This is a genomic window from Rhizobium sp. NLR16a, from assembly GCF_017948245.1.
Classification (GTDB): Bacteria; Pseudomonadota; Alphaproteobacteria; order Rhizobiales; family Rhizobiaceae; genus Rhizobium.
In genome coordinates this window covers 166,717-191,568 of record NZ_CP072865.1, presented here as the reverse complement: position 1 = coordinate 191,568, position 24,852 = coordinate 166,717, and the positions used below count along the sequence as shown (strand labels likewise).

The following is a 24,852-nucleotide window of genomic DNA, read 5'->3' as shown; positions in this document are numbered from 1 at the left end:
TACCTAGGGCCTATCCCGCAGCCTTCCAGACATCGGCTACGGGGAACATTGGTGCCGGGCCCCTCTGGCGAGAGTTTTTACGGCGCTCTCGTGATGTCGGTACCGCCTGCAGCTCAGCCGGCGGATTTTTCATCGATGAAAAAGCTCACCATGCCTCGTCAGCATGCCCGTTGTGGTATGCCGCGTTTTTATAATACCTCCATCCCCTCCAAGCTTTGCGGCCGCGAGGTGCGGCCATGAACCAGTCCCAGACCAATAAATCCTCGCTCGGCTATTTCCGCTGGGCTTTCATCGTCACGGCCCTCGGGCTCATTCTCGGCGCCGTGCTCGGTTGGCAGACCACCGGCACGATCGGCGGCATGGCGACCGTCTTCTTCATCTGCACCGTGCTTGCGGTGCTGGAGATCTCGCTCTCCTTCGACAATGCCATCGTCAATGCCAACAAGCTGAAGGAGATGACGCCGGTCTGGCAGAAACGATTCCTCACCTGGGGCATCATCATTGCCGTCTTCGGCATGCGTATTGTCTTTCCGCTGGCGATCGTCGCCATCGCCGCACGCATCGGCCCCTGGGACGCTCTGGTGCTCGCCTCCCGCGAACCCGAGGAATATGCCCGCATCATGAACGATGCGCATCTGCCGATCGCAGCCTTCGGCGGCACCTTTCTGATGATGGTCGGCCTCAGCTATTTCTTCGACCAAGAGAAGACGATCCATTGGCTTCGCGGCCTGGAAAAGGTGATGGCGCGCTCGGCCACCATCAGGGGCATCGAAATCGCCTTCGTGCTGGCGCTGATGCTTGTATTCTCCTGGCTGATCGGCGGCGAGGACGCCAGCGTCTTCGTCCATTGCGCCATTTACGGCTTGCTCACCTTCCTCGCGGTCGAGGTCGTCGGCGAGTTACTCGATGCGTCGCAGCAGACGATGAGCGCAGCCGCCAAGGGCGGCCTCGGCGCCTTCGTCTATCTGGAGGTGCTGGATGCCAGCTTCTCGTTCGACGGCGTCATCGGCGCCTTCGCCTTGACGCAGAATCTCTTCGTCATCGCGATCGGCCTCGGCATCGGCGCCATGTATGTGCGCTCGATGACCATCATGCTGGTGGAGAAGGGAACGCTTGCAGAATACCGCTACCTCGAACATGGCGCCTTCTACGCCATCCTGATCCTCTCGGTGATCATGTATGCGCAGACCCTGGTGCACATTCCCGAGGTTATCACCGGCCTCGGCGGCGCGGTCTTGATCGGTCTGTCGCTCTGGTCGTCCATTCGCCACAACAGGCGCGAGAGGGCGGATGATCACGCCGACCGGCGGGAAGAACTGCACGCCTGACGTGGCAGGCGATGGAAGGTCGCAACGCGCTTCAGCGTTGCGGCTATTGCTCCGACAAAAAAATAAAGCCCGCGACCATCCGGTTGCGGGCTATTTCATTCGTGCATGCCTTGAAGGGCTTAGCGGATGACCTGACCGAAGGAGGCCGGGTCGATGCCAAGCTCCTTGAGGTCGCGGGCGCGCGGACGACGGCCGGCCTCGACAGCGGCGCTGACGGCGTTGGCGGCGCTCAGCGCAGCGAATGCGCGGCCCAGGAAGCCGGCGTGGACTGAATTGCGGATGGCGGACATTATCCTGTTCCTCTTGCTCTATGATTGACCACTCATAGATGGCGGCGCGCCGGCGAATCGACAATGCACGGAAAATCACCGCAGCCATGCAAAAAGAAGCGGCCGGCGCATGTTTCCATGGCCGGCCTCGAGGCAGGGGTAAGGTTGTCTTTTTCTTCTAGTCTTCGTTTGCCGCCAGTTGCGACAGCACCTGGCCCCGACCGCGAATGCGCAGGATCAGCGGGATCAGGAAGGCAGCCGCCGCAACGATGAGCAGGCCTGCCGCGATCGGTGACATCACCAGTGTCGTCACGTCGCCCTGGCTGATCGCCAGCGCGCGGCGCAGCTGCTGCTCGGCCAGCGGCCCGAGGATCAGGCCGACGACGGCAGGCGCGATCGGATAGCCGAAGAGCCGCATCACATAGCCGAGCAGGCCGAAGGCGAGCAGCATGCCGAGTTCGAACACCGAAGGGTTGGCGCCGATCGTTCCGAGCGTCGCAAATAGCAGGATGCCGGCATAAAGCCACGGCTTCGGAATGGTCAGCAGCCGCACCCAGAGCCCGATCATCGGCAGGTTGAGGACGAGCAGCATCGCGTTGGCTATGAGCAGGCTGGCGATCAGACCCCAGACGAGCTGCGGATTGGTGGCAAACAGGAGCGGCCCCGGCTGCAGCCCGTATTGCTGGAAGCCGGCGAGCATGATCGCCGCTGTCGCCGTCGTCGGCAGGCCGAGGGTCAGGAGCGGCACCAGCGTGCCGGCGGCTGACGCATTGTTCGCCGCCTCTGGACCGGCCACGCCTTCGATCGCGCCATTGCCGAATTCTTCCGGGTTCTTGGCCAGCCGCTTTTCGGTCGAGTAGGACAGGAAGGTGCCGATTTCAGCGCCGCCCGCCGGCATCGCTCCGATCGGGAAACCGATCAGCGTGCCGCGCAGCCAGGGCTTCCAGGAGCGCGACCAGTCCTGTGCGTTCATCCAGAGCGAACCCTTGACCGCCTCTACTTGCTCCGCGGCTCGGTTGCCCTGCGCTGCGATATAGAGCGTCTCGCCGATCGCGAACATCGCCACTGCCAGCGTCGTCACTTCGACGCCGTCGAGCAGGTCGGGAATGCCGAAGGAAAGCCTGGCCTGGCCCGTCTGCTGGTCGATGCCGACCATGGCAAGGGCGAAACCGATGAACAGCGCGGTCAGTCCTCGCAGCGCCGAATCCCCAAAGGCGGAGGAGACGGTGACGAAGGCGAGCACCATCAGCGCGAAATATTCACGCGGCCCGAAGACCAGCGCCAGCTTGACGATATAGGGCGCGATGAAGGCGAGCCCGAGCGTCGCGATAAGGCCGGCGACGAAGGAGCCGATCGCCGCCGTCGCCAGTGCCGGTCCGCCGCGCCCGGCCCGCGCCATCTTGTTGCCCTCGAGCGCGGTGACGATCGAGGCGCTTTCACCCGGCGTGTTGAGCAGGATCGACGTCGTCGAACCGCCATACATGCCGCCGTAATAGATGCCGGCGAACATGATCAGCGAGCCGCCCGGATCGAGCTTGTAGGTGGCCGGCAACAGCAGCGCCACGGTGAGCGCCGGGCCGATGCCGGGCAAGACGCCGACGGCAGTGCCGAGCGTCACGCCGACCAGCGCATAAACCAGGTTCATCGGCTGCATCGCAACCAGGATACCCTGCCATAGGAATTCGAATGTGCTCATCTTGGTGTCCCAGGCGGCGTTCCCGTCCGTGCCTTCGCAATCGGTCGCCGCGAAAAATCAAAAGAGCTGACAGCACGTCCCGCGCAGTCAGAAGAACAGATGTTCGAGCGGGCCGGCCGGCAGCGTCAGCTGTAGGAGCTGCGAGAAGATCGCCCAGACGACGAAGCTGAAAACGATGCCGATCGGCAGCGAGATCCAGAGCTTGTGTTTGCCGAAGCCGCGTGCCGTCAACGCAAACAGAATACCGGTCGCAATCGAGAAGCCGGCAATGCGCAGAAGCAGCATCTGGCAGACAAGACCGGCGACGATCCAGATCACGGGCGCCACTTCTTGCTTGTCTCGTTCCGGGAACTCGCCGCGCCAGGCTTCGGCGACTGTCCAGACGCCAAGACAGAAAAGCCCGAACGCCACTACCTCCGGAACCGTTGCCGGACCGATGCGGGCATACTGTGCGATCGCCTTCAGATGCGTTGCATCCCAGGCCATCACACCCGCGATGGCGAAGAGGAAAACGGCAATGATGAACGCCGCCCGATCAGGGCGGCGCTCGGTTGCCGAGGAGGTCTTATCCTCGCTCATTGAACAAGTCCGATCTCTTTGAGAATGCCCTCGGTGGCGGAGACGTCCTTTTCGAGCTGCGCCTTGAAGGCATCCCCGGACAGATAGGTGTCGGCCCAGCCCTTGGTCTTCAGCGTTTCCTGCCAGGTGGCAGAGCCGTGCAGCTTCTCGAAGTCGGCGGTGATCTTGGCGACCTCGTCGTCCGACAGGCCAGGGGCTGCGGCGACCATGCGCCAGTTCTGGATGCTGACGTCGGTACCGGCTTCCTTCAGCGTCGGGGCATCGACGCCGTCGATACGCTTGTCGCTGGAGACGGCGAGGAGACGGAGCATGCCTGCTTTCACCTGCGATTCGAACTCGCTGTAGCTCGAAATGCCCGCTGTGACCTGGTTGCCGAGAATGGCTGCGAGCGCTTCACCGCCGCCGGAGAAGGCGACATAGTTGATCTTCGTCGGGTCGACGCCGGAAGCCTTGGCGATCAGGCCTGCGGTGATGTGATCGGTGCCGCCGGCCGAGCCGCCGCCCCAGGAAACCGAACCCGGATCCTTCTTCAGCGCCGCGACCAGATCGGCCATCGTCTTGATATCGGACGAGGCAGGAACGACGACGGCTTCATATTCGCCGGTCAGACGGGCAATCGGCGTCACGTCCTTCAGCGTCACAGGCGACTTGTTGGTGAGGATGGCGCCGACCATGACGTAGCCGCCGACGATCAGCGAATTCGGATTGCCGGCGGCCTGGCTGCTGAACTGTGCAAGGCCGATGGTGCCGCCGGCGCCGGGAACGTTCTGGACCTGCACGTTGCCGGCGATCTTCTCCTGCTGCAGCGCAGCCTGCAGCGAACGGGCCGTCTGGTCCCAGCCGCCGCCGGGAGCGGCCGGCGCGATGATGGTGTAGTCGGCCGCATAGGCCGGCAGCGCGATGGCGGCTGCGAGAATGGTTGCGATGAACGTATGCTTCACGATGTGTCCTCCGTGGGCGGCTGAGCGAACCGCCTGTTATTCTCGAATGAATCGGGAGGGGGCCGGCCAATGGACGCAGTTGTCCTGAATGACGAGCGGAATGCCTCCCAAGGCTTCAATTCTCCGCCTCCACGGAGAAGAAGTAGCCAAAGCCACCACAACAACCTGTCATCTAGCTGACATCGGCAAGATATCCAGAAGGAGAAGCCGCTTTTTTGCCGTAATTGGGCTAGCAGCCCGCCGAGGTGTAGCAGGTATCGAGGTCATGAACCGGCCAAAGGCTGGCCTTCTTCACTGCGCCCGCAGAACCTCGTTCCAGTGCGCGATCAGCCGCGCACGCTTTACCTGGTCGAGATAGACCATCAGCCCGGGACTGACCGGCACCGGCCGAAGTTGGGCGCCGAGCAGTTCCTGCAAGGTATTGGCAGTGTTTTCCCCCGCCACCTCCGGGCTGACGGCCGGGATCTGCAGCTCGCGCGCCATGATCGTCTGGCCCACCTTCGACATGAAAAAGGCAAGATAGCGGCGCCCGAGTTCCGGCTCGGCCGCAGCCTGCGGCACCAGTCCGATGCGCGACATCACCACCGTGTAGTCCTTCGGCAGCACGATGCCGACATCGGGGTGCCGCGAAGCCCAGTCAGCGGCGTAGGAGCCGAGAATATTATAGCCGAGCACGAAACGCCCGTCGGCCACGCGTTCGAGAATTGCCGAGCTCGTCGAGTAAAGTTTGACGCCGGCCGCGCCCATCGCGCCGATCACCGACCAGATGTCGCCGAATTGCTCCTGGTCGCGCGCCATGAAGAGAAAGCCGACACCGGAGCGCTCGATATCGTAAGTGCTGATCCGGCCATAGACCACATTGCCCTTGCGCTTCAGATAGTCGACGAGTTCGGCCCGCGAGCTCGGCACCGGCTCGTGCGCGAAGCTCGGTTTGTGATAGACGAACACCGCCGGCTCGAAGGTCAGCGCATAGGCGGTATTGCGCCAATTCGCCCATTTCGGCCAGGCAGCACTCATCGGGAGATTGCTGACCTGCGCATAGCCGTCGTTGGAAAGCTTGACCTGCAAGTCCATCGCCGAGGAAAAGGCAAAATCCGCCGTTTTGCCGCCGGCATCCGTTTCCCTGACGATCCGGTCGTAGATTTCACCGGTCAGCATGTCCTCATATCTGACTGCGACATCAGGATTGGCCTCCTGGAACCCCCGGATTATCGGCTGTGCCAAGGGCTCGTCGAGCGAAGAATAGACCGTCAGCACCGGTGCGGCGACATCGCCCGACTTCGCCGGATAGAACGCTTGGTCGGCCAGGACGCAACCCGGCCAGAACGCCAGCAGCAAAATGAAAATACTCCTCATACCGCAACAATGCCCGAGCATGCCTGGAGGAGCAAGGGCGCCGGATTCGGACAGCGGCCGCGAGTGAATTGTCCCGACGCAAGTATTGGCATGGCGCAGCAATAGCGTAGTTACGAGCCTGGCGACACGTTTTAGCCATAAATGATTATGCTTTCATCTCGTCCTTCGCCCCTTTAGAGTATTGAAGAAGATTGGCGACGATATACGGTGCGCTGCCGCGTGAAAACGTCGAAGCCGTCCGAATTTTCTATTCGGGGGACGACTCTGCGCAACAAAAACTCTATAAAAAACTAGAATACTCCGGGTGATCCATGGGAGGGGTCATGGAACGACGACTGAGCGCTATTCTCGCTGCGGATGTCGTCGGCTACAGCCGACTGATGGGCATTGATGAGTCAGGCACCTTGCAGGCGCTGAACCGCCATCGCTGCGAGCTGGTTGACGTTCGTATTTCGGACTACAAGGGCCGGATCGTCAAACTCACCGGCGATGGCATCCTTGCCGAATTCCAGAGCGTGGTGAATGCCGTGGCCTGCGCCGCCGAAATACAGCGGAGCATGGCCGCCCGCAACGAGAACGTGCCGAAGGACGAGCGCGTTGAATTCCGCATCGGCATCAATCTCGGCGATGTCGTGGTCGAGAACGGCGACATTTTCGGCGACGGCGTCAATCTTGCCGCAAGGCTAGAGCGTATCGCAGCACCGGGCGGCATCGCCGTGTCGGCCTCCGTGCGCGACCAGATCGGCTCGCGCCTTAATCTCGGCTTCGAATTCATCGGCGAGCACATGCTGAAGAATATCAGGCAGCCCGTTCAGGTCTACACCGTCACCTTGGCGCCGCCCTCCTCCACCAGGCTGGTCGCTGAGAACCGCAATACCTGCTTCATTGCCGTGCTGCCCTTCACAAATATGAGCGGCGACGCCGATCAGGATTATTTTTCCGACGGCATCACCGAAGACATCATTACCGATCTCTCGAAGATCTCGAGCCTGCACGTCGTGCCGCGCAACACGATCTTTACCTACAAGGGCATATCGGTGAAGTTGAAGCGCCTCGCCCAGGAACTCGGTGTGCGCTATGTGCTCGAAGGAAGCGTGCGCATCTTCGACAAGCGCGTACGCATCTCCGGCCAGCTGATCGACACTGCCAATGGCGACCACCTCTGGGCCGAGCGTTACGACCGCGACCTCACCGACATCTTTGCCATCCAGGACGAGATCACACAGGCGATCGTCAGCCAGCTGAAGGTGCGCCTGCTGCCGGAGGAAAAGAAGGCGATCGCCAACGAACCGACGGCCAATGTCGAGGCCTACACCTATTACCTCAGGGGCCGCCAGCTCTCGCACAGCTGGACGAAATCCTACCTGCAACTCGCAAGACGCATGTTTTGCAAGGCGGTGGAACTCGATCCTGATTATGCCCGGGCTTATGCCGGCATCGCCGATTGCGACGCTGCGATCCGCGACTGGGCGCCCGACGATGTGCCGCTGAGGCGCCTCCTCGACATGAGCGCCCGGGCTCTTCAGCTCGATCCCGATCTTCCCGAGGCCCATGCCTCGCATGGCTTGGCCCTGCATCAGAGCGGCCTCGATGATCGGGCGGCGGCCGCCTTCGAACGTGCCCTCACGCTCGACCCGAACCTCTTCGAGGCGAATTTTCATTACGCCCGTTTCTTCTTCATGCGCGGCAACTTTGCCGAATCCGTTCAATATTTCACCCGCGCCGCTGAAATCCGCCCTGACGACTACGTCTCGCCGATCCATCTGATGTCGGCCTATCGCTCGCTCGGCCGTCCGGTGGATACAGAAAACTGGGCACGACTCGGCCTGCTGCGCGCCGAACGTGCGCTCAATCTCAATCCCGAAAACTCCGGCCCGGCCCATCGCGGCGCGCTGGCGCTTGCCCATCTCGGCGATGCGACGCGGGCCCGCGACTGGGCCGCCCGTGCGATCGCCATCGATCCCGACGACATTGTCGCCCAGTATAATCTTGCCTGCGTCTATTCCGTCCTCGGCGATACCGACCAAGCAATCGACCTGCTCGAGAAGCTGCTGCCGCACAGCTCCGTCTATCACATCAAATGGTTCAACAATGATTCCGACCTCGACAACATCCGCGACGATCCGCGCTTCCGGAAATTGTTGGCGATCGCAATGACGGAACGTGAACGGATCGAGAGGACCGGGAGCTGAAACCTCGTCCCCGGCCATTCATCGAATTTTGAAAATCGCTATGACATCGCTCCGCCACCTCTGTAATCTCCTTTGAAAACAGAGGGAACATTCGTGCGCATCCTGCTCACAGAAGACAATATCGCGTTGGCCGACGGTCTGTCGGCGATCCTGCGCGGCACCGGCCATGCCGTCGATGTCGTCCACGACGGCGCATCCGCCAATGCGGTTATCGCGGCGGAAAATTTCGACCTGGTCATACTCGACCTCAACCTGCCCGAAATGGACGGGCTCGACGTGCTGCGCGCCATGCGCGCCCGGCAGAACCAGGCAGCCGTACTGATCCTGACGGCGCGCGGCACGCCGGAAGAGCGGGTGAAGGGTCTCGATCTCGGTGCCGACGATTATCTGATCAAACCCTTCGATATTGCCGAGTTCGAGGCCCGCGTACGCGTGCTGCTGCGCCGCCAGGCCGGGCTGCGTTCGGCGACCGTCGGTTTCGGCGGCATTTCTTTCGACCTTAATTCCCGCACCTTTTCATCAGGCGACACTCCTCTTGATATTCCCGCCCGCGAACTCGGCTTGCTCGAAATCCTCTTCATGCGGGCCGGCAAGGTCGTGGCCAAGGAGGCGATCATCCAGTCGCTGACAGCCTTCGACGACGACATTTCCGCAAACGCGATCGAGCAATATGTCAGCCGGCTGAGGAAACGCCTCTCGCCGCACGGCCTGACGGTCAAGACCGCCCGCGGCATCGGCTACTATCTCGACAAGCTGCCCGAAGCCTCATGAAAGCCGCCTATTCCCTCAGGCGGCGGCTGCTCTTCTGGCTGCTCATCTCGACCGCCGTCATCGGCACGCTGGCACTCGCCGATACCTATCGCGAGGCGGTCCAGACGTCGAATATCGTCTCCGACCGCGTGCTCGCCGGCTCTGCTCTCGCAATTGCCGAACGCGTCGTCGTCGCCGAAGACGGGACATTGCAGGTCGACATTCCCTATGTCGCCCTTGAAATGCTGACCTCGGCGGCTCAGGACCGGGTCTTCTACCGCGTTGACGGCCCTCCGGGTCAATTCATCACCGGCTATCAATCCCTGCCGGTCCTGAAGAAGACGCCCGGCAATGCCGCCGCCTTTGCCGACGACAGCTTCCGCGGCGAGCCCATCCGCATCGCCACCCTCGAGCGCTCGGCCTCGACGGGCATCCGCTCCGTGCCGTTCGTCGTGACCGTCGCCGAAACCACCATCGCCCGCCGGCAGTTGACGCAGGCGATTCTCGTGCGTTCGGCGCTGCGTCTCGCCTTCATGATCCTGGGCGCGGCGGTCATCGTCTGGATATCGGTCACGGTGGCGCTCCGCCCGCTCTACAAGCTCGGCGACGCCATCGGCGAGCGCAGTCCTGACGATCTGCATCCGATCGAACAAACCGTGCCGAGCGAGGTCGAGCCGCTGGTCGATACGGTGAACTCTTTCATGGTCCGCCTGCAGTCGGCCCTCGATGCGCTGCGCCATTTCACCGGCAATGCCAGCCATCAGCTGCGCACGCCCTTAGCGATCATCCGCACCCAGCTTGCCCTTTCCGCCCGCGCCGGCTCGCTTGATGAAGCCCAGGCGGCGGCGCTGAAGGGAGACCAGGCCGTGGCGCATGCCGAACGCATCCTCGCTCAGCTTCTCTTGATGGCGAAGATCGACGCCGCCACGGCCAAGGAGGCGCTGACCGCCTCCGCCATCGACCTTGCCGCAATCGCTCAGGAAATCACCGGCGAGCAGATCCCGGCGGCCGCCGTCGCCGGCATCGATCTCGGCTTCGAGGGCGAAAGCCCGGCCATGGTCCGCGCCGAGCCGCTGCTGATCGGCGAGATGCTGCGCAACCTCGCCGGCAACGCCATCGCCTATGCCGGCAAGGGGGCTGAGGTCACCGTCCGCATCATCGCAGCCGCCGACACGGTTCGCCTCGAAGTCGAGGACAATGGTCCCGGTATTCCCAGCGAGAAGCTGGAGGCGGTTCGCCGGCGCTTTTCGCGCGGCAATGATTCCGGCGCGCCCGGCGCCGGCCTCGGCCTGCCGATCGTCGAAGAAATCGCCAATCTTTTCAACGCCGCCCTGACGCTGGAGCCGGGTGCGGGCGGCAAGGGCCTGAAGGCGGCGGTCACCTTCGCCAAGGCGGGGTAAAAGCCGCCGAGTCCTGGGCGCCCTTGCTTTCTTTCGCTGCATTGCACACACTGGTTTCGGGAACAGCAAGCCGCACAACGATGCGCGCCGGATAAAAAGAGCAATATGTCGATCAAAGCCAGCATCTATCACCTGACGCACTATACCTACGACAAACCGGTCCGCCTCGGCCCACAGATCATCCGGTTGAAACCGGCCTCGCATTCGAAGACACGCGTGCTCAGCCACTCGCTGAAGGTCACGCCCTCCAACCACTTCGTCAACCTGCAGCAGGACCCCTACGGCAACTACCTCGCCCGCTACGTCTTCCCGGACCCCGTGACGGAGTTTAAGATCGAGGTCGACCTCGTCGCCGATATGACGGTCTATAATCCCTTCGACTTCTTCGTCGAGGAGGAGGCGACCAGGTGGCCGTTCGATTATCCTGAAACCATCCGCGAGGATCTGTCGATCTACATGACGCCGGAGCCGGCCGGCCCGCGCCTCAAGGCGCTGCTGCCGACTCTCGACTGGTCGCCGGGCCAGCCGACGGTCGATATGGTCGTCGGTTTGAATGCCCGCCTGCAGCGGCAGATCGGCTATGTCATCCGCCTGGAAACCGGCGTGCAGACGCCGGAAGAGACGCTGGAAAGCGCCAAGGGCTCCTGCCGTGACACCAGCTGGCTGCTCGTCCAGATCCTGCGCCACCTGGGCCTTGCCGCCCGCTTCGTCTCCGGTTACCTCATCCAGCTGACCCCGGACCTGAAGGCGCTCGACGGCCCTTCCGGCACCGAAGTCGATTTCACCGACCTGCATGCCTGGGCCGAGGTCTATCTGCCCGGTGCCGGCTGGGTCGGCCTCGATCCGACCTCCGGCCTTCTGACCGGCGAAAGCCATATCCCACTTGCAGCAACGCCGCATTACCGCAACGCCGCCCCGATTTCCGGCGGCTATTTCGGCGAGGCCGAAACCGCATTCGCCTTCGATATGAAGGTCTCGCGCGTCGCCGAACATCCGCGCATCACCAAGCCCTTCTCCGATGAAAGCTGGGATGAGCTCAACGAACTCGGCGAGAAAGTCGACCGTGTCCTCGAAGCCGAGGATGTGCATCTGACGATGGGCGGCGAGCCGACCTTCGTCTCGATCGACGATTTCCAGTCCGAGGAATGGAACACCGCCGCCGTCGGCCCGGCCAAGCGCGAAAAAGCCGACAGCCTGATCCGCAGGCTGCAGGAACGCTTCGCCCCCGGCGGCTTCCTGCATTACGGCCAGGGCAAATGGTATCCGGGTGAAAGCCTGCCGCGCTGGACCTTCTCGCTCTACTGGCGCCGCGACGGCAAACCGGTCTGGCAGAACCTCGATCTGATCGCCGCCGAGGGCAAGGACACCGGCGTCACCGCAGAGGATGCCGAGAAGTTTCTGACGGCAATCGCAAAAGAATTGGCGATCAAGCCTGACATGGTGCAGCCGGCCTATGAGGATCCGGCCGACTGGATCATCAAGGAGGGCAACCTCCCCGAAAACGTCGATCCGGCGAATTCGAAGCTGAAGGATCCCGAGGAGCGCAACCGTATCGCCCGGGTGTTTGCCCGCGGCCTGACCGTCCCCACAGGTTACGTCCTTCCGGTCCAGGCATGGAACGCCAGGGCGGCTGAAAGCCGTGTGTGGATCAGCGAGAGATGGAACACCCGCCGCGGCAGGATCTTCCTCGTTCCAGGCGACAGTCCGATCGGCTATCGTCTGCCGCTCGGCACCCTGCCCTATGTGCCCCCGGCGCGTTATCCCTATATCTATCCCGCCGATCCGACGATCCCGCGTGAACCGCTGCCGGACGTTTTTGTACCGGCCGGTCGGGCCATGCCGGAAGCCTCCTTCCAAGCCGGCGAGAGCAATCGCAGCCGGATCGAACAGACGCTCGGCGACATCGCCGGCGCCGTGCGCACCGCTATGTCGGTCGAACCGCGCGACGGCAGGCTCTGCGTCTTCATGCCGCCGGTCGAACGCATCGAGGATTATCTTGAGCTGATCGCCGCGGCCGAAAACGCCGCCGCCGAACTGAAGCTTCCGGTCCATATCGAAGGTTACCCGCCGCCGCAGGACGAGCGCATCAATGTCATCCGCGTCGCTCCCGATCCCGGCGTCATCGAGGTCAATATCCATCCGGCCTCGAACTGGAAGGAATGCGTCGATATCACCACGGCGATCTACGAGGAGGCGCGCGCCACCCGGCTCGGCGCCGATAAGTTCATGATCGACGGTCGTCATACCGGGACAGGCGGCGGCAACCATGTCGTCGTCGGCAGCGCCAATCCGAACAACAGCCCCTTCCTGCGCCGTCCCGATCTCTTGAAGAGCGTCGTCCTCCATTGGCAGCGCCACCCCTCGCTCTCCTACCTCTTCTCCGGCATGTTCATCGGCCCGACCAGCCAGGCGCCGCGCATCGATGAAGCCCGTCACGACAGCCTCTACGAGCTGGAAATCGCCATGGCGCAGATCGCCGCGCCCGGCCGCGGCCAGCCACCGCTGCCCTGGCTCGTCGACCGGCTGTTCCGCAATCTCTTGACCGACGTCACCGGCAACACCCACCGCGCCGAGATCTGCATCGACAAGCTGTTTTCGCCCGACGGCCCGACCGGCAGGTTGGGTCTCATCGAGTTCCGCGGTTTCGAGATGCCGCCGAACGCACGCATGTCGCTTGCCCAGCAGTTGCTGGTGCGCGCGCTGATCGCCCGCTTCTGGGTCAACCCGGTCGACGGCAAGTTCGTCCGCTGGGGCACGACCCTGCACGACCGTTTCATGCTGCCGCATTTCGTCTGGGCCGATTTCCTCGACGTGCTTGCCGACCTTCGCCAAAACGGTTTCGACGTCAGCCCGGAATGGTTCAAGGCCCAGCTCGAATTTCGCTTCCCCTTCTGCGGCGAAGTCGAATACGAGGGCTCGAAGCTGGAACTGCGCCAGGCGCTGGAACCCTGGCACGTCATGGGTGAGCAAGGCGCGATCGGCGGCACGGTACGCTATGTCGATTCGTCCGTCGAACGCCTGCAGCTACGCTTCGAAACCAGCAATACCGCGCGCTACACCGTCACCTGCAACGGCCGCGTCCTGCCGCTGACGCCGACCGGCACGTCGGGCGTATCGGTCGCCGGCGTCCGCTATAAGGCATGGCAGCCGGCCTCCGGCTTGCATCCGGTGTTGCCGATCAACACACCTTTGACTTTTGACATTTATGATACATGGTCGAAGCGTTCGATTGGCGGCTGCATCTATCATGTTGCCCATCCGGGCGGCCGGACCTATGACACCTTCCCGGTCAACGGCAACGAGGCGGAAGCAAGGCGGCTCGCCCGCTTCGAGCCGTGGGGGCATACGGCGGGCGGGTTTATTCCGCGCGCCGAGACGGGTTCGCCTGAATTCCCGCTGACGCTGGATCTGAGGCGGCCCGCCGGCATTTGAGGCCCCGGGGTAAAGGCCGAGGGTGAGGTTGGGTTTTGATGGGTAAGAGACCGGCAGCGGAGCGCAGGGAAGAGGCTGGAGATCGCATCGGCAAGGATGCGGCCTTCGACTATGCGACGCTTCCCGGCTCCGCCGACGAAATGGTCGACAATAAGGGCGCGGTCCGCCCCGTCTGGCAGCGTTTCCTCTCGCATCTCGGCGCAATGCCGGAAAAGGATCTCGCCGAGCGTTTCGCCCGCGCCGACCGCTATCTCAGGGATGCCGGCGTCTTCTATCGCGCCTATGGCAGCAAGGGCACCGGCGAACGGGCCTGGCCGATCTCGCATATTCCCGTGCTGATCGATGAACGCGAATGGCAGGCGCTGTCGGCGGGCCTTGTCCAGCGCGCCGACCTGCTGGAGGCGATCATTGCCGATATCTACGGCGAGAACCGGCTGGTGGAGGAAGGATTCCTGCCGCCGGCGCTGATCGCCGCCAATCCTGAATATCAGCGCCCGCTGGCCGGCATCCGGCCGGCATCCGGCCACTATCTTCACTTCTGCGCCTTCGAGATCGGCCGCGGCCCTGACGGCAACTGGTGGGTGCTGGCAGACCGCACCCAGGCTCCCTCCGGCGCGGGCTTTGCGCTTGAAAACCGCGTCGCGACGACCCGGGCCTTCTCGGATGTCTACGCCGAAACGCCCGTCCACCGCCTCGCCTCCTTCTTCGGCGCCTTCCGTGATGCGCTGCAGGACATGAAACATTCGGGCGACGACCGCATCGCAGTGTTGACGCCAGGCCCGGCCAACGAGACCTATTACGAACACGCCTACATTGCCCGCTATCTCGGCTTCATGCTGCTCGAGGGTGAGGATCTCGCTGTCGTCAAGGGCCGCGTCATGGTGCGCACTGTCGCCGGCCTGAAGCCGATCGGCGTGCTCTGGCGCCGCCTCGATTCAGCCTTTGCCGATCCGCTGGAGCTGAACCAGAATTCACATATCGGCACGCCCGGTCTGGTAGAGGCGCTGCGCGCTGAAAGCGTCACCATCGTCAACGCGCTCGGAACGGGGATTCTGGAAACCCGGGCGCTTCTAGCCTTCATGCCGACCATCTGCCGGCATTTGCTGGGGCAGGATCTGAAACTGCCGTCGATCGCCACCTGGTGGTGCGGCCAGAAGGAAGAGCGCGAGCAGGTCGCCAAGAATATCGAGAAAATGGTGATCGGCCCGGCCTATTCCCGTGCGCCCTTCTTCGACGACAACGGCGAATCCGTGCTCGGCTCGTCGCTGCGGGCGACCGCCAAAGATTCCATCGCCGACTGGCTGAATTCGGACGGCCCGAAGCTGGTCGGCCAGGAAGTCGTCACGCTGTCGACGACGCCCGCCTGGGTGAATGGCAAACTCGTGCCGCGGCCGATGTCGCTGCGCGTTTTCGCTGCCCGCACGGCAAACGGCTGGCAGATCATGCCCGGCGGTTTTGCCCGCATCGGCTCCGGCGCCGACGTCTCGGCGATCGCCATGCAGTCTGGCGGTGCAGCTGCCGACGTCTGGATCGTCAGCGACAAGCCGGTCGAGCGCCACACGCTGCTGCCGGCAGAAGGCAGCTTCACCCGCAACATGCCTGGCAGCCTGCCGAGCCGGGCGGCCGACAACCTGTTCTGGCTCGGCCGCTACATCGAACGTGCCGAAGGGGCGCTGCGCATCCTGCGCGCCTGGCATGCGCGTTTTGCCGAAGCCGCCGATCCGGGCCAGCCGCTGCTCGCCGACGTCTCCGCCTATCTCGCGGCCGTCGACATCGATACCGCCGAGCCCGTGCCCGAAAGGCTCCTGCGCAACATCGACAGCGCCGTCTATTCGGCGAGCAACATCCGCGACCGCTTCTCGCCCGATGGTTGGCTCGCCCTCAACGATCTCGCCAAGACCGCCCGCCGCTTTCACGCCACCGTCACTGCCGGCGATGACGCCAGTCATGCGATGACAATTCTCTTGCGCAAGCTCGCCGGCTTTGCCGGCCTCGTGCACGAAAACATGTACCGCTTCATGGGCTGGCGTTTTCTCTCGCTCGGCCGCTATATCGAGCGCGGCCTGCACATGACGCGCCTGCTCGGCCACATGTCCGGACCAGAAGCACCCGACGGCGCGCTGGACATGCTGCTGGAGATCGGCGACAGCGTCATGACCCATCGCCGCCGCTACAACGTCAACACCGCGCGGCTGACCGTCACCGACCTGTTGGCGCTCGACCCTCTCAACCCCCGCTCAGTCCTCTTCCAGGTGAACGAGATCCATCATGAGGTCGAGCAATTGCCGAACGCCCTGATCAATGGGCAGATGTCGCCCTTCTACCGCGAGGCGATGCGGCTTCATTCCGGTCTGGCGGTGATGACGCCCGAGGGCATGGGGGTCGAGGTCTACCAGCGGCTCGAACGCGAGTTGGAGCAGCTTTCGGATCTGCTCGCCCAGACCTATCTCGGGTGACGGCAGTGCTTTACGATCTCTCGCTCCGCATGGGTTACAGCTACGACGTGCCGGCCTCCGGCGCTCGCCATATCATGCGCCTGATGCCGTTGTCGCTCGCCAACCGGCAACGCCTGGTCGCCGGCTCGATCACCGTCTCGCCGACGCCGGACGAGCAGTCGCATTTCGTCGACTTCTTTCAACACCCCGCCACCTCCTTCATGCTGCGGACGGCGCATGAGACGCTCGACATTCGCATGCAGGCCCGTGTGCAGGTCGAAAGCCAGCCCATCGCCGCCGATTTCTCGCCGCTGCTTGCCGGGCTGCCGGAGGAAATATCAGGCGTCTGGTCACTGGCGCCGGATTCACCGCATCACTTTCTCGGCGACAGCCCGCGCCTGACCCAGGCCCGCGAGATTGGCGATTATGCACGAAGCTGCGTCACGCCCCGGCTGACAGTCGTGCAGATCGCCCATGCGCTCTGCGCCCGCATCAATAAGGATTTCACTTACGATTCCGACGCGACGACGGTGGACACGACCCCGCTCGAAGCGTTCAGGCTGAAGCGCGGCGTCTGCCAGGATTTCACCCACGTCATGATTCTGGCGCTCAGAAGCCTCGGCATCCCGGCGGGTTACGTCTCCGGCTTCCTGCGTACCATTCCACCGCCCGGCAAGGAACGGCTGGAAGGAGCAGATGCGATGCATGCCTGGGTGCGGGCCTGGTGCGGCGAGACGATCGGCTGGATCGAGCTCGACCCGACCAACGACATCCCTGCCGGCACGGATCATATCGTCGTCGCCTATGGCCGGGACTATTCCGACGTGGTTCCCGTTATCGGCGTTTTGAAAAGCTACGGCGGTCAACGTGCCGTTCAGGCGGTCGACGTAATCCCGCTGAAATGATCCCAAAACTGGAAAAATCAGCCGATTCGTTAAAAGTCTATTGACGCCGTAAGGGCGGCGTAAAGAAGCAGCGTGCGTAAATCACCTCACAGGGTTTCCAGTTGGGTGAACATGATGAGCACCTCCATTTTGCATCCCTGCCTGCGTCGCATGTTCAGCGATCGAGGCGGTAATTTCGGTATCATGACGGCGATCTTGGCGCCGGTTCTTCTCGGCGCTGCCGGCATGGCGATCCAGGTCGGTGATATGCTCCTCTCGAAACAGCAATTGCAGGAGGCGGCCGACTCAGCCGCGCTTGCGACCGCCACCGCACTGGCGAATGGCACGATCCAAACGTCTGGGGCCGAAGCCTTCGCCCGGAATTTCGTCGCGGGGCAGATGGCGAATTATCTGCAGAGCGGTGCCGACATCAAGAGCACGACGAGCGTCAATGTCCAAACGACGACTTCGGGCAAATCGACATCCTACCAAGTGACGGTTTCGCCGAGTTACGACCTCACGGTCAACCCACTCATGCAGGCGGTCGGCTTCAGCACGCAACACCTCTCGGCTTCCGGCACCACTGTTGGCGGCCATTCGCAGACCCAGGGCTCCATCTCGATGTATCTGGCGCTCGATAAATCGGGATCGATGGGAGAGGATACCGCGACAGTTAACGAGGAAGATCCGACGGAATCGTACACCTATGACTGCAATCCTCATTTGAACAAGCACGGCAAGACCATCTACGACACCTGCACGGGCAGCCGCACGAACTACTATACGAAAATAGAGGCGCTGAAGATCGCCGCCGGCAATCTCTTCGGCCAGTTGAGCAGCGCCGATCCCAACGCCCAATACGTACGCACTGGCGCAGTCTCTTACGATATCGTTCAATATACACCCAGTAGTCTCGCCTGGGGGACTGCCGGTGTATCGAGCTACGTCAATGCGCTTCAGTCAGGAGGCGGCACCAATTCGAGCGGCGCGATGAGCACGGCCTATTCATCCCTGACGGCAAAAAATGCCGCGGGGAACGATGCCGAGGACGCCGCCCATAAGCTGAAGACTGGCCAAATACCCAAAAAGTACATCGTCTTCATGACAGACGGAGACAACAACAACGATAGCAGCGGCGGCCGTTCATATGACACCCTGACCAAGGCAACATGTGACACGGCGAAGTCCAAGGGCATCGAAATCTATACGATTGCCTTTATGGCACCCGCTGGCGGACAGACGCTGCTGCATTATTGCGCCTCCGACGACTCCCATTATTTCCAAGCTGAAAAAATGGAAGACCTCCTTGCCGCCTTTAAGGCGATCGGTGCGAAAGCCTCCGCTCAGCTGACACGTCTGACGAACTGAGCATACCGCCACGAAAAAGGGGCAAAGGAAAGCCGCGCCGGAACAACCCGGTGCGGCTTTCGGCTGTCGCTGCCGGCCAGCAGATCGGGAAAGGCGATTGAAATCAATCCTCCCCGGCAATGTGAATATGACGGTTTCCCAAATTTTCCGTTTGTCCAAATCCTTTGTTGCAAGTGCTTCCCAACGATGCATAAACTGTCGCAAGCGCAGGCGACAAATCGATTAAATCAGGCATAACACCCTGATACAAAATTAAAATTGGCGAGATCTGACCATGAATACCGTTTCCAAGCCGGTTATCCCCTCTCCCGCTCCCCGCAGCTCAAGGCCGGAAATTCTCGCCGAAGAAATCATCGAACGCCTGACCTATCGCATCGGCAAGGATGCCAAGGTGGCAAAGCCGCATGACTGGCTGACAGCGACGATCCTGGTGGTGCGCGACCGCATCATCGACAAGTGGATGGCCTCCACCCGTGAGGTCTATGCGACCGGAGCCAAGCGCGTCTATTATCTTTCTCTCGAGTTTCTGATCGGCCGCCTGATGCGCGATGCCGTCTCGAACCTCGGCCTGATGGAAGAGGTGCGCGATGCGCTGAGCTCCCTCGGCGTTGACGTCAACGTCATCGCCGGTCTGGAGCCGGACGCCGCGCTCGGCAATGGCGGCCTCGGCCGTCTGGCCGCCTGTTTCATGGAAAGCATGGCGACGGTCGATGTTCCGGCCTATGGCTACGGCATCCGCTACGTCCACGGCCTGTTCCGCCAGCAGATGGCCGACGGCTGGCAGGTGGAACTGCCGGAGAACTGGCTCGCCCACGGCAATCCCTGGGAATTCGAACGGCGCGAGAGCGCCTATGAAATCGGTTTCGGCGGCGCCGTTGAATTCATCACCACCCATGACGACCAGCCGCGCTACGTCTGGAAGCCGGCCGAGCGCGTTATCGCCGCCGCCTTCGACACGCCGGTCGTCGGCTGGCGGGGAAAACGCGTCAACACGTTGCGCCTCTGGTCAGCGCAGCCGATCGACCCAATCCTGCTCGATGCCTTCAACGCCGGCGACCACATCGGCGCGCTGCGCGAAAGCAACAAGGCCGAGAGCCTGACCCGCGTCCTCTATCCTGCCGACGCTACCCCTGCCGGCCAGGAATTGCGGCTGCGCCAGGAATTCTTCTTCTCCTCGGCCTCGCTGCAGGACATTCTGCGCCGCCACCTGCAGCAATATGACGATTTCACCTCGCTGCCAGACAAGGTGGCCATTCAGTTGAACGACACCCATCCGGCCGTCTCGGTCGCCGAGCTCGTGCGTCTGCTCTGTGACGTGCACGGCATGGATTTCGACCAGGCCTGGGATATCACCCGCCGCACCTTCTCCTACACCAACCACACGCTTCTGCCGGAAGCGCTGGAAAGCTGGCCGGTTCCGCTGTTCGAGCGGCTGCTGCCGCGCCACATGCAGATCGTCTACGCGATCAATGCCAAGATTCTGCTCGAAGCCCGCAAGGGCAAGAACTTCTCCGACAGCGAGATCCGTTCGATCTCGCTGATCGAGGAAAGCGGCGACCGCCGCGTGCGCATGGGCAATCTCGCCTTCATCGGCTCGCACTCGATCAACGGCGTCTCGGCCCTGCACACCGACCTGATGAAGGTCACGGTCTTTGCCGACCTGCACAAGCTCTATCCCGACCGCATCAACAACAAGACCAACGGCATCACGCCGCGCCGATGGCTGCAGCAGTGCAATCCCGGCCTCACCGGTCTGATCCGCGAGGCGATCGGCGATGCGTTCCTCGATGATGCCGAGAAGCTGCGCCCGCTCGAGGCGCATGCTTCCGATCCGAGCTTCCAGCAGAAGTTCGCCGCGGTGAAGCGGGCCAACAAGGTGGCGCTTTCCAACCTCGTCGCCAGCCGGATGGGCGTGAAGCTCGATCCGTCGGCGATGTTCGACATCCAGATCAAACGCATCCATGAATACAAGCGCCAGCTTCTGAACATCATCGAAGCGGTTGCCCTCTACGACCAGATCCGCTCGCATCCCGAGCTCGATTGGGTGCCGCGCGTCAAACTCTTCGCCGGCAAGGCGGCGCCGAGCTATTACAACGCCAAGCTGATCATCAAACTGATCAACGACGTCGCCCGCACGATCAACAACGACCCATCGGTGCGCGGCCTGCTGAAGGTCGTCTTCGTGCCCAACTACAATGTCTCGCTCGCCGAGGTCATGGTTCCCGCCGCCGACCTTTCCGAGCAGATCTCGACCGCCGGCATGGAAGCCTCAGGCACCGGCAACATGAAGTTCGGCCTCAACGGCGCGCTGACGATCGGCACGCTCGACGGCGCCAATGTCGAAATGCGCGACAATGTCGGCGAAGACAACATCGTCATCTTCGGCCTCAGGGCCGATGAGGTCGCCAAGGTCCGCAGCGATGGCCACAACCCCCGCGCCATTATCGAGGGATCCCGCGAACTCTCCCAGGCGCTTTCGGCCATCGGTTCCGGCGTCTTCTCACCCGATGACCGCAATCGCTACGCGGCGCTGATCGACGGCATCTATTCGCATGACTGGTTCATGGTCGCCGCCGATTTCGACGCCTATGCCCAGGCCCAGCGCGACGTCGATCAGATCTGGACCAACCAGTCCGCCTGGTACACGAAGACGATCAACAATACCGCACGGATGGGCTGGTTCTCCTCCGATCGCACGATCAGGCAATATGCAGACGAAATCTGGAGAGCCGGATGAAAACGCCGAAAACCGTCCCTGAAGTAAAGCTTTCCTGGGAAATTTCGGCAGATGAAATCACGGCGATCCTTGCCGGTTCGCATTCCAATCCCTTTGCCGTTCTAGGTGTGCACCAAGCCGGCGACGCTTTCGTTGCCCGGTGTTTCATCCCGGGCGCGGAAGAAGTGACCGCCATGACGCTCGACGGCAGCGTCATCGGCGAATTGAATCGGCTCCACGCTGATGGCCTCTTCGCCGGGCCGGTTTCGCTCGCCAAACTGCAGCCGGTGCGCTATCGCGCCCGGCGCGGCGATGCCGAATGGGCAGTCACCGACCCCTACAGCTTCGGGCCGGTGCTCGGGCCGATGGACGATTATTTCGCCCGCGAAGGTTCACATCTGCGCCTGTTCGACAAGATGGGCGCCCATCTCATCAAACATGACGGCGCCCAGGGCATCCACTTCGCGGTCTGGGCGCCGAACGCCCAGCGCGTCTCCGTCGTCGGCGATTTCAACGGCTGGGACGGCCGCCGCCACGTCATGCGCTTTCGCGCCGACAGCGGCATCTGGGAAATCTTCGCTCCCGATGTACCGCTCGGCGTCGCCTACAAGTTCGAGATCCGTGGCCACGACGGCGTATTGCTGCCGCTGAAGGCCGATCCCTTCGCCCGCCGCAGCGAACTCAGACCGAAGACCGCCTCGATCGCCGCTGCCGAGTTGGAGCAGGTCTGGGAGGACGAGGCCCATCTGAAGCACTGGCGCGAAATCGACAAGCGCCGTCAGCCGATCTCGATCTATGAGGTGCATGCCGGCTCCTGGCAGCGCCGGCAGGACGGCACCATGCTTTCCTGGGACGAGCTCGCCTCCAGCCTCATCCCCTATTGCGTCGACATGGGCTTCACCCATATCGAATTCCTGCCGATCACAGAACATCCCTATGACCCTTCCTGGGGCTACCAGACGACGGGCCTTTACGCACCGACCGCCCGCTTCGGCGAGCCGGAAGGCTTCGCCCGTTTCGTCAACGGCTGCCACAAGGTCGGGATCGGCGTCATTCTCGACTGGGTGCCGGCGCATTTCCCGACCGACGAACACGGACTCGGCTGGTTTGACGGCACGGCGCTCTACGAGCACGAAGACCCGCGCAAGGGCTTCCATCCGGACTGGAACACGGCGATCTATAATTTCGGCCGCACCGAAGTGGTTTCCTATCTGGTCAACAACGCCCTCTATTGGGCCGAGAAGTTCCATCTCGACGGCCTGCGCGTCGATGCCGTCGCCTCGATGCTCTATCTCGATTATTCCCGCAAGCATGGCGAATGGATCCCGAACGAATATGGCGGCAACGAGAACCTCGAAGCTGTCCGTTTTCTGCAGGACCTCAACATCCGCATCTATGGCCAGCATTCCAACGTCATGACCATCGCCGAGGAATCGACCTCCTGGCCGAAGGTTTCGCAACCCGTGCATGAAGGCGGCCTCGGTTTCGGCTTCAAATGGAACATGGGCTTCATGCATGACACGCTGAGCTACATGAAGCGCGACCCGGTGCACCGCAAGCACCACCACAACGAGCTCACCTTCGGCCTCCTCTATGCCTATTCGGAAAATTTCGTCCTGCCGCTGTCGCACGACGAGGTCGTTCACGGAAAGGGCTCGCTGATCGCCAAGATGCCGGGCGACGACTGGCAGAAGTTCGCCAATCTGCGCGCCTATTACGCTTATATGTGGGGCTATCCCGGCAAGAAGCTCCTGTTCATGGGCCAGGAATTCGCCCAGTGGAGCGAGTGGAGCGAGGATCGGTCGCTCGACTGGAACCTGCTGCAATACCGTATGCACGAGGGCATGCGGCGTCTGGTGCGCGACCTCAACTTCACCTATCGCAGCAAGCCCGCCCTGCATGAGCGGGACTGCGAGGGCGATGGCTTCGAATGGCTGATTGCCGACGACAGCGAGAATTCCGTCTTCGCCTGGCAGCGCAAAGCCCCGGGCCAGAAGCCGATCGTCGTCATCACCAACTTTACTCCCGTCTATCGCGAGAATTATCTCATACGTCTGCCGCTTGCAGGCCGCTGGCGGGAGATTCTGAATACCGATGCCGACATCTATGGCGGCAGCGGCAAGGGCAATGGCGGACGCGTGCAGGCCGTCGATGCCGGCGGCAATATCACCTGCTCGATCACGCTGCCGCCCTTGGCGACAATCATGCTTGAACCTGAAAATTAAGACTGGTGGGAGGAGAAAATGGTAGAGAAGCGTATTCAGCCACTTGCCCGCGATGCAATGGCCTATGTTCTGGCCGGCGGCAGGGGGAGCCGTCTCAAGGAACTCACCGACCGACGCGCCAAGCCCGCCGTCTATTTCGGCGGCAAGGCCCGCATCATCGACTTCGCTCTGTCGAACGCGCTGAACTCGGGCATTCGCCGCATCGGCGTCGCGACGCAATACAAGGCGCATTCGCTGATCCGTCACATGCAGCGCGGCTGGAACTTCTTCCGCCCTGAGCGAAACGAAAGCTTCGACATCCTGCCTGCCTCGCAGCGCGTTTCCGAAACGCAGTGGTATGAAGGCACCGCCGACGCCGTTTATCAGAACATCGATATTATCGAGGATTACGGCGTCGAATACATGGTCATTCTCGCCGGCGACCATGTCTACAAGATGGACTATGAATACATGCTGCAGCAGCATGTCGATTCCGGCGCGGACGTGACGATCGGCTGCCTGGAAGTGCCGCGCATGGAAGCAACCGGCTTCGGCGTCATGCATGTCAACGAAAAGGACGAGATCTTCGCCTTCATCGAAAAGCCCGCCGATCCGCCGGGCATTCCGGACAAGCCGGATTTCGCGCTCGCCTCAATGGGCATCTACGTCTTCCACACCAAGTTCTTGCTCGATGCGCTGCGCCGCGACGCCGCCGACCCGAACTCGAGCCGCGATTTTGGCAAGGACATCATTCCCTATATCGTCAAGAACGGGAAGGCGGTCGCCCACCGCTTCGCCAAATCCTGCGTCCGCTCCGATTTCGAACACGAGCCCTACTGGCGCGACGTCGGCACGATCGACGCCTACTGGCAGGCCAATATCGATCTGACGGCCATCGTCCCGGAACTCGATATCTACGACAAGTCCTGGCCGATCTGGACCTATGCCGAGATCACCCCGCCGGCGAAATTCGTCCATGACGACGACGACCGCCGCGGCTCGGCCACCTCCTCCGTCGTCTCGGGCGACTGCATCATCTCGGGCGCCAGCCTCAATAAGAGCCTGCTCTTCACCGGCGTCAGGGCCAATTCCTTTTCCAAACTGGAAGGGGCGGTCATCCTGCCGAACGTGAAGATCGGACGGCGTGCACAGCTCAAGAATGTGGTGATCGACCATGGCGTCGTCATTCCGGAAGGCCTTGTCGTCGGCGAAGACGCCGAGCTCGACGCCAGGCGCTTCCGACGGACGGAAAGCGGCATCTGCCTGATCACGCAACCGATGATCGACAAGCTGGATATCTGA

At 62.3% G+C, this 24,852-nt stretch carries 16 protein-coding genes; 11 read left to right on the top strand and 5 right to left on the bottom strand.

From position 1 onward, the window contains the following. The first annotated feature begins 236 nt into the window (after positions 1 to 236). Complete coding sequence (locus tag J7U39_RS00835) at positions 237 to 1,328, top strand: DUF475 domain-containing protein (RefSeq protein WP_210629843.1); 1,092 nt, start codon at positions 237 to 239, stop codon at positions 1,326 to 1,328. A 119-nt stretch (positions 1,329 to 1,447) separates the two neighbouring features. Here the strand turns inward: J7U39_RS00835 and J7U39_RS00830 are convergent, their stop codons facing one another. From J7U39_RS00830 to J7U39_RS00810, 5 genes are all read right to left on the bottom strand, one after another. Beyond that, positions 1,448 to 1,618, bottom strand: coding sequence for a hypothetical protein (locus J7U39_RS00830; protein ID WP_094299101.1), 171 nt, complete (start codon positions 1,616 to 1,618; stop codon positions 1,448 to 1,450). A gap of 157 nt (positions 1,619 to 1,775) precedes the next feature. Then, positions 1,776 to 3,293, bottom strand: coding sequence for a tripartite tricarboxylate transporter permease (locus J7U39_RS00825; RefSeq protein WP_210629842.1), 1,518 nt, complete (start codon positions 3,291 to 3,293; stop codon positions 1,776 to 1,778). A gap of 87 nt (positions 3,294 to 3,380) precedes the next feature. After that, positions 3,381 to 3,872, bottom strand: a complete 492-nt coding sequence (locus J7U39_RS00820; protein ID WP_210629841.1) for a tripartite tricarboxylate transporter TctB family protein — start codon at positions 3,870 to 3,872, stop codon at positions 3,381 to 3,383. Next, positions 3,869 to 4,813 (bottom strand): tripartite tricarboxylate transporter substrate binding protein, encoded by a 945-nt coding sequence (locus J7U39_RS00815; protein WP_210629840.1) that lies wholly within the window; start codon positions 4,811 to 4,813, stop codon positions 3,869 to 3,871. The genes J7U39_RS00820 and J7U39_RS00815 overlap by 4 nt, the downstream gene beginning before the upstream one ends. Positions 4,814 to 5,104: 291 nt before the next feature. Next, the gene (locus tag J7U39_RS00810; protein ID WP_210629839.1) at positions 5,105 to 6,151 is read right to left on the bottom strand and encodes an ABC transporter substrate-binding protein; all 1,047 of its coding nucleotides are present in this window, start codon (positions 6,149 to 6,151) and stop codon (positions 5,105 to 5,107) included. Between the two features lie 341 nt (positions 6,152 to 6,492). On the opposite strand from J7U39_RS00810, the gene J7U39_RS00805 reads away from it, so the two are divergent. The 10 genes from J7U39_RS00805 to glgC all read left to right on the top strand — a co-directional run bounded on the left by J7U39_RS00805 (position 6,493) and on the right by glgC (position 24,852). Further along, on the top strand, positions 6,493 to 8,361 hold the full coding sequence (locus tag J7U39_RS00805) for a tetratricopeptide repeat protein (protein WP_210629838.1): 1,869 nt from the start codon (positions 6,493 to 6,495) through the stop codon (positions 8,359 to 8,361). Between the two features lie 93 nt (positions 8,362 to 8,454). Next, a complete protein-coding gene (locus J7U39_RS00800) occupies positions 8,455 to 9,132 on the top strand; it encodes a response regulator transcription factor (RefSeq protein WP_020922268.1) in 678 nt (225 codons plus the stop codon). Then, positions 9,129 to 10,511 (top strand): sensor histidine kinase, encoded by a 1,383-nt coding sequence (locus J7U39_RS00795; RefSeq protein ID WP_210629837.1) that lies wholly within the window; start codon positions 9,129 to 9,131, stop codon positions 10,509 to 10,511. Before J7U39_RS00800 ends, J7U39_RS00795 begins: the two co-directional genes overlap by 4 nt. Before the next feature lie 105 nt (positions 10,512 to 10,616). Continuing rightward, on the top strand, positions 10,617 to 13,943 hold the full coding sequence (locus tag J7U39_RS00790) for a transglutaminase family protein (protein WP_210629836.1): 3,327 nt from the start codon (positions 10,617 to 10,619) through the stop codon (positions 13,941 to 13,943). A gap of 38 nt (positions 13,944 to 13,981) precedes the next feature. Continuing rightward, on the top strand, positions 13,982 to 16,399 hold the full coding sequence (locus tag J7U39_RS00785; protein ID WP_210629835.1) for a circularly permuted type 2 ATP-grasp protein: 2,418 nt from the start codon (positions 13,982 to 13,984) through the stop codon (positions 16,397 to 16,399). Further along, positions 16,396 to 17,283 (top strand): transglutaminase family protein, encoded by an 888-nt coding sequence (locus J7U39_RS00780; RefSeq protein WP_210629834.1) that lies wholly within the window; start codon positions 16,396 to 16,398, stop codon positions 17,281 to 17,283. The genes J7U39_RS00785 and J7U39_RS00780 overlap by 4 nt, the downstream gene beginning before the upstream one ends. A gap of 114 nt (positions 17,284 to 17,397) precedes the next feature. After that, a complete protein-coding gene (locus J7U39_RS00775) occupies positions 17,398 to 18,630 on the top strand; it encodes a TadE/TadG family type IV pilus assembly protein (RefSeq protein ID WP_210629833.1) in 1,233 nt (410 codons plus the stop codon). A gap of 274 nt (positions 18,631 to 18,904) precedes the next feature. Further along, a complete protein-coding gene (locus tag J7U39_RS00770) occupies positions 18,905 to 21,367 on the top strand; it encodes a glycogen/starch/alpha-glucan phosphorylase (RefSeq protein ID WP_210629832.1) in 2,463 nt (820 codons plus the stop codon). Continuing rightward, a complete protein-coding gene (gene glgB / locus J7U39_RS00765; RefSeq protein ID WP_210629831.1) occupies positions 21,364 to 23,571 on the top strand; it encodes a 1,4-alpha-glucan branching protein GlgB in 2,208 nt (735 codons plus the stop codon). The genes J7U39_RS00770 and glgB overlap by 4 nt, the downstream gene beginning before the upstream one ends. Before the next feature lie 18 nt (positions 23,572 to 23,589). Next, positions 23,590 to 24,852 (top strand): glucose-1-phosphate adenylyltransferase, encoded by a 1,263-nt coding sequence (gene glgC / locus J7U39_RS00760; protein ID WP_210629830.1) that lies wholly within the window; start codon positions 23,590 to 23,592, stop codon positions 24,850 to 24,852.